The following is a 306-nucleotide window of genomic DNA, read 5'->3' as shown; positions in this document are numbered from 1 at the left end:
GTCAATTCCGACATAAGTTCTATTTTTATTAAATACAGATAAATTGAACTCTGTTAGTTTAGTATCTTGCGGAGTGAAGTAGTAAGCTGTATCTTGCATAGGTAAGCCCATATTAAACGCTAAGAACTTATTTTGTAACGCTGGATCTCCTTGCGCAAGTTCGTATTCTTCAATAACTCCTGACCACTTAGGAACATCGCCAATAAGAGGTAATGCCATAGTCCAATTCTTTTTATCTTTAACCTGCTCATGATTTTCTAACATGTAAAGCAAGCCGAATGACCTATCATTATAAAATTCTTCCTC

General features: G+C 35.3%; 1 protein-coding gene. It reads right to left on the bottom strand.

The genetic code is table 11. The annotated features are described in order from the left end of the window. Positions 1 to 306 (bottom strand): terminase TerL endonuclease subunit (locus FDW96_RS11890; protein ID WP_212732877.1); only part of this gene is annotated, 306 nt, incomplete at both ends.

Source organism: Citrobacter sp. TBCS-15, assembly GCF_005280815.1.
Lineage (GTDB): Bacteria > Pseudomonadota > Gammaproteobacteria > Enterobacterales > Enterobacteriaceae > Citrobacter > Citrobacter werkmanii.
The sequence above is the reverse complement of the archived record's forward strand: the minus strand, read 5'-3'. Positions and strand labels throughout refer to the sequence as shown.